Raw genomic sequence first — 10,880 nt, 5'->3', positions numbered from 1 at the left:
GATCTTCTTCAATTTCATTATGTGTTCCTTGATTGTTTTTGTTGTTGCGGCATTGTTAACTCCCGAAGGGATTGTTACGACAGGACGTGACGAGCGGCTAATGCGTTATGCGTATCGGTTGATGCATAAAAGCTATTAGCTGGTTGAGCTTTAAAATATTTGCTTACTAAACAGGAGCTTGGTTGCTTGTTGCTTTACTTGAAATGGTATGGCTGGATACAAATTGTCACGAGTGCTAACTTGTTGCTGGTTTTTATTCTCTGTATGTTGTGCTTATGTTGTTGCTGGTGGGTGGCGAGTGGTGATTGAGTTTAGGCATCTAAGAAATTTTCGAGTGCTCGCCAAGGAGCGTAATTATCAAAAGGCCGCCCAAAGGTTGAATTTGGCACAGCCCTCATTAACGCGAAGTATTCAAAGATTAGAGAGTTTATTGGGAGCCGAGTTGTTAATTCGGGGGCAGCAGTCCATGTCATTAACGCCCTCCGGCGAGCTGGTGTTAAGTCACAGCGATCATATTCTACAGAGTGTGGATAATTTACGGATTGAGCTGCAATACCTACAAGGTAAGAGCAGTGGTTATCTGGCCATTGGTGCCAGTCCTGTGCCGGCGAATACCATTCTGGGGCCGGTGATGGGGCAGTTTATTGAGCAGTATCCCGACGTGCATGTTGAACTGGAAGTGGGGCCTTGGCAGCAGCAACTCGATAAACTGTTAAAGGGGCAACTGTCATTGATTGTCACCGATATTCCCGGGGATGCGGTGGGCAATGAGGCCGCAGTGCAATGCTTTAATTTACCTTCTTTTGATGCCGTGTTCTGCACAAAAAACACCCATCCTTTAGTGTCGCGCCCCGGGTTAACCCTTGCGGATATTCGACGATATCCCTTAGCTATCCCGCGGAATTTACCAACAGGGGTGGCGGAGCTATTTGGCGATTTGTTTTTGCCCTTTCGCAAGGATTTTGCGGGCTTACTGCATTATGATGCTTTCCCGCCAATAAAAGGCGCATTAATGCATTCCCCTATGGTGGCATTGACGCCGCAAATTGCGCTGCTCGAGGAGGGCGCGCGAGGGGCCTTGCAGGTCATTACGCCACTGGATATGCCTGAGCTTAATGTGTGCTTTAGTGTGGTGATGTTACGCAAGCAAACCAGTATTGCGGCATCGCGATTTTTACGATTTTTGCTGTAGCGCGAATAAACTTGGTTTATGCGGCCATAAAAAAACCCTTCGCGAGCATGCTGGCGAAGGGTTTACTTTAGGGGTTAAGCGAGCGTATTACTCTTTATATTTCAGAGTGCCGTCAGCTTTAATCTCATCAAACCACAGATTGTGGTGTTGAGTTGCCCAGTTTTCATCACAGTAGCCTGACACCATACATTCCATACCGCCTTCAGACATGACGGTTGCCATGAAGATGTGCACGATAGAGAAAGCACAGATCACAATCGCGCTGACTGAGTGCAGAATTAGCGCGATTAAGCTTAATGTACGGCTAGGTTCGAATAGGTTAGGGAACAGTAATAACATGCCTGAGGCTGAAATCACGAATCCAAACAGGGCAAAGGCCCAGAACCACATTTTCTCACCGGCGTTAGCAAAACCAGCATCGGGGTGTTTGCCTTTGAAGGGACCGAAGTTGATGTAACCACCCACGACCATAAACCACTTCACATCGTACATTTTTGGCAGCTGGTTTTTCGCCCATAGGACGGTCATCAGCGCCCAGCCGAGCATGAAGGGGATTGCCATCACGTCATGGACTTGTTTGGCACCGTTCACTAAGGCTGCCCAGACGCCTTCACCCAAATAAGGTTGGAAGAAGAAGCGACCAGCAAGCAAGACCAAGCCTGTTAAAATCAACAGTAAACAAGGGATTGCGCCTAACCAGTGGATGGAGACGTCAAACTTAGACCAGCGATATACCATCTTGCCTGAAAAACCATGGTGCAGCTTAGAGATGCCGTTCACCTTGATAAACAGGATAAAGATAATAATCATGCCAAATAGCGCCGCCATTAAGGCCGGTGCCAACCAATCGCTACGCAGCTCTAATGCGCGCAGATCATAGGTATTGATAGGTTGAGCATGAAACTCGCTCTTAGAAGCGGTGTATCCCTGGACGCCATCCTTCAGTTGTGCCCAAATTTGAGCATCAGACTGTTGAACTTGGTTTGCCAGTTCATCACCACCATTAGCTAGGCACACGGCACTAAATAGCAGTGCTATGGCTAAGCCTATGTGTTTGAACCATTTGTTCATCATATATCCTCTCTCACTTAGTCGCACCTACCGAGGTAGGTGCTAGCCTAAGCCTGTGGACAGATCCTGTGACCTGAATTAATTCCAAGCCGCGTTTTTAGCGCCACGGTAAGCGACACGCTCACGGAAGATGCTAGAAACCACTTCAGCATCACCAGCGAGTAGCGCTTTAGTCGCACACAGTTCTGCACACATTGGCAGTTTGCCTTCCGCAATGCGGTTAGCACCGTATTGCTTGCGCTCTGCTTCTGAGTGAGTTTCTTCTGGGCCACCGGCACAGAAGGTACACTTGTCCATTTTGCCGCGGTTACCAAAGGCACCCTTTTGTGGGAACTGTGGCGCGCCAAACGGACAGGCGTACAAACAGTAGCCGCAACCGATACAGGTTTCTTTGTCGTGCAGCACGATGCCATCTTCGGTCTTGTAGAAGCAGTTTGCTGGGCAAACGGCCATACAAGGCGCATCAGAGCAATGCATACAAGCAACAGAGATAGAGGCTTCACCTGGTTGACCATCGTTGATGGTTACCACGCGACGGCGCTGGATTCCCCACTCAAGAGCGGAGGCGTTTTCGTTTTTACAAGCAGTGACACAGCCGTTACATTCGATGCAGCGCTTGGTATCACACAAAAATTTCATTGTAGCCATAGTGGCAATTCTCCTAGCTTAAGCTGCACTTATGCTTTAACGATCTGACAGAGCGACGCTTTGGTTTCCTGCATTTGAGTCACAGGGTCATAACCATAGGTCAGTGCCGTGTTACAGGATTCACCGATAACGTAAGGGACAGTGCCTTCTGGGTAGTTAGGCGCTAAACTCTCACCGTGCATCACACCTGCGAAGTGGTAAGGCATAAAGGTCACACCTGGTTGTACTCTTGGAGTCACCATAGCTTGTACCTTAATACGGCCACCTTCAGCACCTTCTAGCCACACGTCTTCACCGTTACGGATGCCGCGATCAGCTGCATCGCTTGGGTTGATTTCAACAAACATTTCTTGTTGAAGTTCAGCTAACCATGGGTTAGCACGTGACTCTTCACCACCACCTTCGTACTCAACCAGACGGCCAGAGGTCAGAACCAGTGGGTACTTACCTGATACGTCTTGATCTTGCAGCGTTTTGTACAGTGTTGGTAAGCGGTGTACCTGCATATCGTCATGAGTTGGGTACTTAGCCACTAAATCACGACGTGCGGTGTAGATTGGCTCACGGTGTACTGGCACTTGGTCTGGGAAAGTCCAAACAATACAACGCGCCTTAGCGTTACCAAATGGAATACAACCGTGTTTGATGGCTACGCGCACGATGCCGCCAGACAGGTCAGTTTTCCAGTTTTTACCTTCAGCAGAGGCTTTTTCTTCTGCAGTCAGATCATCCCACCAACCCAGCTGTTTAAGCAGTTTGTCGGAGAATTCTGGGTAACCGTCTTGGATTTCAGCGCCTTTAGAGAAGGTGCCTTCAGCCAGCAGGTTTTTACCATTGTATTCAACGCCATAACGGGCACGGAAGTTACCACCACCGTCTTTAACGTGTTTGGCTTGGTTATACAGAATTTGGGTACCAGGGTGTTTCGCTTCTGGTGTACCCCAACATGGCCAAGGTAAACCGTAGGTTTCACCTTTGCATGGACCGCCCTCAGCTTCGAGTGTTTTGTTGCTGAAGGTGCCCCAGTTTTGGGTGTGTTGTTTGATACGCTCTGGGCTTTGACCGGTATAACCGATAGTCCACATACCGCGGTTAATTTCGCGGGAGATATCTTCAACCACTGGCATGTTGTTTGCGATGTTCCAACGTTTTGCCCACTGGTCAACAATACCCACTTTTTTAGCGAGCATGTACATGATTTCGATATCGTTCTTAGATTCGAATAGCGGTTGGATAACCTGCTCACGCCACTGGATTGAACGGCCTGAGTTAGATACCGCGCCTGATGCTTCAAACTGAGTACAAGCAGGTAACAGGTAAACCCCGTTCTTACGACGGTGCATAACACCCGCCATTGTTGGGAAAGGATCCACAACCACTACGGTGTCTAATTTGTCTAAGGCGTCACGCACATCGCGTTGACGAGTACCCGTGTTAACGGATTGACCCCAGAAGAAAGCCATGCGGATGTTGTCTTTTTGTGCCAGCTTGTCTTTTTCAAGCAGTACACCGTCAAACCAGCGTGAACATGGCATACCTGGTGTGGTCATTGGGTTGGTGCCAAGGTAAGTACCGTGATCGAAGCGGCTCTTCATCCACTCCATATCCAGTTCCCACACGTTGGTCCAGTGTTCCCACGCAGAGGTCGTTAAGCCATAGTAACCAGGTAAGTTATCAAATAATAAACCTAAGTCAGTCGCTGCCTGTACGTTATCGTGACCACGGAAAATGTTAGTACCGCCACCGGAAACGCCCATGTTACCCAGTGCTAACTGCAGGATACAGTAAGCGCGAGTGTTAGCATTACCGACGTGATGTTGAGTACCACCCATACACCAAATCACCGTGCCAGGACGGTTGTCCGCCATTAATTTTGCGGCTTGGTAAATAACGTCTTCAGACACGTCACAGATGTTAGCCACTTCCTTTGGAGGGAATTTTTTGACTTCTGCTCGGATAGCGTCCATTTCGAAAACGCGCTGCTGGATAAAGGTTTTGTCTTCCCAGCCATTTTCGAAGATATGCCATAACATACCGTAGATGAACGGAATATCGGTACCTGGACGGATCGCGCAGTGCAGATCAGAGTGCGCCGCAGTGCGAGAGAAACGTGGGTCAACAACAATCAGCTTGGCATTGTTTCTTTCTTTTGCTAGCAGGATATGCTGCATTGACACTGGGTGCGCTTCGGCAGGGTTGGCACCAATCATGAAGATCGCTTTCGCGTTCTGAATGTCGTTGAAAGAGTTAGTTTGCGCACCGTAGCCCCAAGTGTTAGCAACACCGGCTACCGTGGTAGAGTGACAAATACGCGCAGAGTGATCGACGTTGTTGGTACCCCACATCGCCGCCAGTTTGCGGTATGCGTAACAGCCTTCGTTAGAGAACTTCGCGCTACCCATGAAGTACACTGAGTCTGGGCCTGATTCTTTACGAATGTTGAGCATTTGATCGCCCACTTCGTTAATCGCATCTTCCCAAGAAATTTTCTTCCACTTGCCATCAACAAGTTTCATTGGGTATTTAAGACGCTTCTCACCGTGACCGTGTTCACGCAGAGCAGCACCTTTAGCACAGTGACCGCCGGCATTGAATGGGTGATCGAACGCAGGCTCTTGACCTGTCCATACACCATTTTGTACTTCAGCATATAAACCACAACCGACAGCACACGCACTACAAATAGTCCGTTTGATCTCGATTGGGGCATCGTATGGGACTTCTTTGGCTTCAACGCGACGCATCATGCCAGTGCCCATGAGAGAGGCTGCAGCGATACCGCCAGTAGCAATACCTGCATGCTTCATAAATTGACGACGGCTAATGCCTAGCGTCGGTTTGTCAGCCGCAGGGACTGCATTGGATTTGCGAGTTAATTTCATCGCTGATTTCTCCTAGATTAGCCGCGCAGGCTATCGTAATAGCTAGTTATATGCGCAGTTTTGTGGTAACCCTTTGATGATTTTGGGGCTGCTACATTGTTGCTTTCGCTGGCTTGGGCTACGCTGATGCCGGTTGCTGCAATTGCTGCACCTGCTACGCTGCCGACTGTGAGTGCTTTAAGCAAAGAACGGCGAGACAAATCGCTGGGTTGCTGCTTCATGCTGGCTCCTGAATTGAGAGGTAAATTGGGAATTGCGCTGCTTTTCGAATAAACAACTTGTTATCAACAAGTGAACAACTGTGGTGAAAATAACAATAAAATCATTTGTTTCAGCCCACTATTTATCGCGCGTGAGGACTATAGCCATAAGGGGGGTAAAGATATTTGATCTAGAACAGGTTGCGGACTTTAAAAGGGTGATAGAGAGTGAAAAGCGTTAACTGGCTCATGGTTTAGCGCATAAGGGATTTGCGCGTATATTGACCGGAAGGTTGTCGCAGAAGTCTATTTGTTACTTATTTGTTTGTTGTTGATTTGCTGGTAATTTGTTGTGCAGTAGAAAAACACCCCGCAAGGCGGGGTGTTTCACAGGCTAAGGTGCTAGCCGTTTAGTTTTTGTAACGTAAACTGCCGTTAGCTTTGATATCGTCATACCATAAATTGTGATGTTGGATAGCCCAGTTTTCATCACAATAGCCCGACACCATACATTCCATACCACCCTCACTGAGTACGGTCGCCATCCAGATATGCACAATGGTAAAAGCAATCAAAATAATGGCGCTGATGGCATGGATCAGCAAGGCTGCCATGGATGCTTCCCTCGGTAAATCCAGACCAGGCAGCACTAACATCATCCCGGAAACACTGATAAATAACCCGAATAGGGTCAGCGTCCAGAACCACATTTTTTCCCCGGCGTTGGCAAAGCCGCTGTCGGGATGTTTGCCTTTGAATGGCCCGAAGTTGATATAACCACCAACCACTAAAAACCATTTTAAATCATACATCTTAAAGGTTTGCAGTGGCATCCACTTCACCACACACACCGCCCAAGACAAGATAAATAATGGGCCTACCCAATCATGGATGGTTTTGCTGCCGTAGATCAAAGGCGCCCATAGGCTGGGGATCTGTGAAGGTTCTACGAAGGGTTGGATAATATGTTTACCAAGCATAATGGTTAAACCGGTAAACATCAGGGCGATACAACTGACCGCCATGATCCAATGGATCCAAATATCAGCCTTAGACCAACGAGCAACCATTTTGCCCGAAAAACCATGGCTGAGTTTGGAAGGGCCATTCACCAAGTAAAAGACTAAAAACGCACCAAAAACCCCCACAACGGTCAGCGCCATTACTGGGGTTAAGTATTTGTTTCTGAGTTCTTTACCTTGGTTGCCTGCGACATTAATCAGCACCCCAGTTTCCACTCCTTCGGCTGTGGTATAGCCAGCTTCACCGGCTTTTATTGCTCGCCATAGGTCGGCATCACTGGTTTGTGCTTGCGCTTGTTGTTGACTCGATTGCTGATCATTTGCCTGAACGGGGCCAGAGCCGATGGCTAAGCCCCCTCCGATGACAAGCACTAATAGAGCAAACAGACTGCGCAGTGATTTGTTGAACTGTTTGTTTAACATTGTCACTCCTTGCCAAAGGTTAGGGAGATTCCCTAACCCTCGCTCTATTAGTTAATCTCACCCGTCTTGGGGTTATAGCCCCACACGACATTCGGGTTGCCTCGAGATGCCATACGTTGACGGTAGATGTTTGATACCACTTCCGCATCACCCGCGAGTAGCGCTTTGGTGGCACAAAGCTCGGCGCACATGGGCAGCTTACCTTCAGCAATTCGGTTGGCACCGTATTTTTTGCGCTCGGCGTCGGAGAAGGTTTCTTCTGGGCCACCGGCACAGAAGGTACACTTATCCATTTTACCGCGGCTACCGAAGGCGGTTTTCTTCGGAAATTGCGGAGCACCAAACGGACAAGCATAGAAGCAGTAACCACAACCGATACAGGTATCTTTGTTGTGTAATACTATGCCGTCGTCGGTACGGTAGAAACAATCTGCTGGACAAACGGCCATGCAGGGGGCGTCGGTACAGTGCATACAAGCCACTGAAATGGATGCTTCTCCTGGTTTGCCATCGTTAATGGTCACCACGCGGCGACGCTGAATTCCCCACTCAAGTGCGGAATCGTTTTCGTTTTTACAGGCTGTGACGCAACCGTTACACTCGATGCAGCGTTTGGTGTCACATAAAAATTTCATGACTGCCATAATGGCTTATCTCCTGATCAAGTAGGTTAGGCTTTGCTTATTTGGCAGAGGCTGGACTTAGTTTCTTGCATCTGAGTCACAACGTCATAGCCATAAGTGAAAATGGTGTTTGCTGATTCACCTATCACGTAAGGCACTGTGCCTTCCGGATAATTTTTCGCAAGGCTTTCACCTTCAAATACCCCTGCGAAGTGGTACGGCATAAAACATTCACCCGGCACAACCCGTGGCGTCACCATTGCCTTCACTGTGATCTTGGCGCCTTCAGGGCTATGCACAAAGACATTGTCACCGTCACGGATACCGCGGTCAGCAGCGTCTGCTGGGCTGATTTCGATAAACATTTCTTGTTGTAGCTCGGCTAACCAAGGATTAGAACGGGTTTCTTCACCGCCACCTTCGTATTCCACTAAACGACCGGATGTGAGCGCCAGTGGGAAGTCTTTAGTAAAGTCCTTGTCCTGAATTGACTTATAAAGCGTCGGCAGACGTGCAACCATACGGTCTTCGTAGGTTGGGTATTTAGCGACTAAGTCTCGGCGTGGCGTGTACAGTGGCTCGCGATGAAGTGGAATATCATCGGGGAAATTCCATACTATTGCACGGGCCTTAGCATTACCGTAAGGAATACAGCCGTGTTTAATCGCAACACGCTGGATCCCACCGGAGGTATCTGTCTTCCAGTTTTTGCCGTCGGCGTATTTTTTCTCTTCCTCAGTTAAATCATCCCACCATCCCAATTGCTTGAGCATATCAGCGGTAAATTCGGGATAACCATCTTGGATTTCACTGCCCTTTGAGTAAGCTTCTTCTGCAAGAAGATTGACACCATCTCGTTCGACACCAAAGCGGGCGCGGAAAGCACCGCCACCGTCTTTAACATGCTTAGTCTCGTTATACAAAATGTGTGAGCCTGGGTGTTTCATCTCTGGCGTGCCCCAACACGGCCAAGGTAAGCCGTAGGTTTCTCCCTTCGCAGGACCGCCGGGGGCTTCTAAGCTATCCACATCAAAGGTGCCCCAGTTTTCTTGGTGCATTTTTAAACGCTCAGGGCTTTGGCCAGTGTAGCCGATTGTCCACATACCTCTGTTGTATTCGCGGACAATATCTTCAATCAGCGGTTCTTCACCATTGACCTTAATATGCTTGAACAGCTCTTTATCAATACCCACTTTTTTCGCGAGTTTGCACATAATCACGTGGTCTGGCAGTGATTCAAACAACGGCTCAATCACTTTAGAGCGCCATTGTATGGAGCGGTTAGTCGCAGAGACCGAGCCATAGGTTTCAAACTGGGTCGCAGCAGGTAACAGATACACTCCGTCTTTACGTTGATGCATTACCCCCGCCATGGTTGGGAATGGGTCGACAACGACCACGGTATCCATTTTATCTAATGCTTGGCGTATTTCTCGGCCACGGGTTTCGGTGTTGACCGATTGCCCCCAGAAGAACGCGAGACGAATATTGTCTTTTTGCGCGATTTTGGTTTTATCTTCCAACACACCGTCGTGCCAGCGTGAGCATGGGATCCCTGGCGAGGTTTGCGGAGATTGGCCTAAATACTCACCTTGGTCAAAACGGCTTGAAAGCCACTTAGGATCCAAATCCCACACGTTTGCCCAGTGCGCCCAAGAACCAGAGGTTAAGCCGAAGTAACCGGGTAGGTCATCAAACGACAGGCCAAAGTCTGAAGCGCCTTGGACGTTGTCGTGACCGCGGAAAATGTTGGTGCCACCGCCGGATATCCCCATGTTGCCTAAGGCTAATTGTAAAATACAGTAAGAACGAGTGTTCGCGTTACCGACGTGATGTTGGGTACCGCCCATGCACCAGACAATGCTGCCGGGTTTCGTTTCCGCCATCATTTTAGCCACGCGATACATTTGTGCCTTAGGCACGCCCACCACATTTTCGACTTCTTCTGGGGTATATTTTTTCACTTCTTCGCGAATACGTTCCATGCCGTAAACGCGGCGCTTGATAAAGTCTTTATCTTCCCAGCCATTTTCAAATATGTGCCATAACAGACCATAGATGAACGGAATATCGGTACCGGGGCGGATATGCACATACTCGTCAGACTTAGCTGCAGTACGGGAGAAACGAGGGTCGACAACAATAATCTTGGCGCCACGTTCTTTGGCGACGAGAATATGTTGCATTGCAACGGGGTGGGCTTCGCTGGGGTTTGAACCCACAAATAAGATGCATTTTGAGTGGCGAATGTCGTTAACGGAGTTGGTTTGCGCACCGTAGCCCCAGGTGTTTGCAACACCCGCTACCGTGGTAGAGTGACAAATACGGGCTGAGTGGTCGACGTTATTCGTGCCCCACAATGCCGCTAATTTGCGATATAAGTAGGCTTGTTCGTTGGAGAACTTCGCGCTACCCATGAAGTAGATAGAGTCAGGGCCTGATTCTTGCCGAATCGCCAGCATTTTATCGCCCACTTCATTAATGGCTTGATCCCAAGAGAGCTTTTTCCACTTGCCGCCTTCTAACTTCATTGGGTATTTCAGGCGTTTTTCACCGTGGCCGTGTTCACGCAGTGCCGCACCTTTCGCGCAGTGGCCGCCTTGGTTAAATGGATGGTCGAAGGCAGGCTCTTGGCCAGTCCATACTCCGTTTTGTACTTCGGCATACACACCGCAGCGACTTCGACCTGAAGCAGCATGAAAAGCACTCGGGTAAGAAGCTGCAATACTTCGATCCGGAGCTGAACGAAAGCTACGTGCCGTTCGTGGTCGAAACGTCGGTCGGTCTCGATCGCATGTTCCTGGCCGTGCTGAGCGCCG

Annotated in this window: 7 protein-coding genes and 1 pseudogene; 1 reads left to right on the top strand and 7 read right to left on the bottom strand. The window is 49.0% G+C overall.

Going from position 1 to position 10,880, the window contains the following annotated elements:
* The first annotated feature begins 208 nt into the window (after nt 1-208).
* On the top strand, nt 209-1,192 hold the full coding sequence (locus tag ACRCZA_RS10200) for a LysR family transcriptional regulator (protein WP_438674330.1): 984 nt from the start codon (nt 209-211) through the stop codon (nt 1,190-1,192).
* 87 nt (nt 1,193-1,279) lie between these two features.
* On the opposite strand, the gene ACRCZA_RS10195 is transcribed toward ACRCZA_RS10200, so the two are convergent.
* The 7 genes and pseudogenes from ACRCZA_RS10195 to ACRCZA_RS10165 form a co-directional block, all read right to left on the bottom strand.
* The gene (locus ACRCZA_RS10195; protein WP_438674331.1) at nt 1,280-2,263 is read right to left on the bottom strand and encodes a formate dehydrogenase subunit gamma; all 984 of its coding nucleotides are present in this window, start codon (nt 2,261-2,263) and stop codon (nt 1,280-1,282) included.
* A gap of 78 nt (nt 2,264-2,341) precedes the next feature.
* Nucleotides 2,342-2,911 (bottom strand): formate dehydrogenase FDH3 subunit beta, encoded by a 570-nt coding sequence (gene fdh3B, locus ACRCZA_RS10190; RefSeq protein ID WP_438674329.1) that lies wholly within the window; start codon nt 2,909-2,911, stop codon nt 2,342-2,344.
* 29 nt (nt 2,912-2,940) lie between these two features.
* Complete coding sequence (locus ACRCZA_RS10185; RefSeq protein ID WP_438674328.1) at nt 2,941-5,793, bottom strand: molybdopterin-dependent oxidoreductase; 2,853 nt, start codon at nt 5,791-5,793, stop codon at nt 2,941-2,943.
* A gap of 17 nt (nt 5,794-5,810) precedes the next feature.
* On the bottom strand, nt 5,811-6,014 hold the full coding sequence (locus ACRCZA_RS10180) for a twin-arginine translocation signal domain-containing protein (RefSeq protein ID WP_438674327.1): 204 nt from the start codon (nt 6,012-6,014) through the stop codon (nt 5,811-5,813).
* 389 nt (nt 6,015-6,403) lie between these two features.
* Nucleotides 6,404-7,438: a formate dehydrogenase subunit gamma gene (locus ACRCZA_RS10175; protein WP_438674326.1), complete on the bottom strand. Its 1,035-nt coding sequence runs from the start codon at nt 7,436-7,438 to the stop codon at nt 6,404-6,406.
* Nucleotides 7,439-7,485: 47 nt separating this feature from the next.
* A complete protein-coding gene (gene fdh3B / locus ACRCZA_RS10170) occupies nt 7,486-8,082 on the bottom strand; it encodes a formate dehydrogenase FDH3 subunit beta (RefSeq protein WP_438674325.1) in 597 nt (198 codons plus the stop codon).
* Between the two features lie 26 nt (nt 8,083-8,108).
* Nucleotides 8,109-10,736 (bottom strand): annotated as a pseudogene (locus ACRCZA_RS10165) (formate dehydrogenase subunit alpha); the annotation flags it as partial.
* Nucleotides 10,737-10,880: the final 144 nt, after the last annotated feature.

The sequence above is a fragment of the Shewanella sp. genome, from assembly GCF_051658185.1.
GTDB lineage: Bacteria > Pseudomonadota > Gammaproteobacteria > Enterobacterales > Shewanellaceae > Shewanella.
This window is presented reverse-complemented; position numbering and strand designations above follow the sequence as displayed.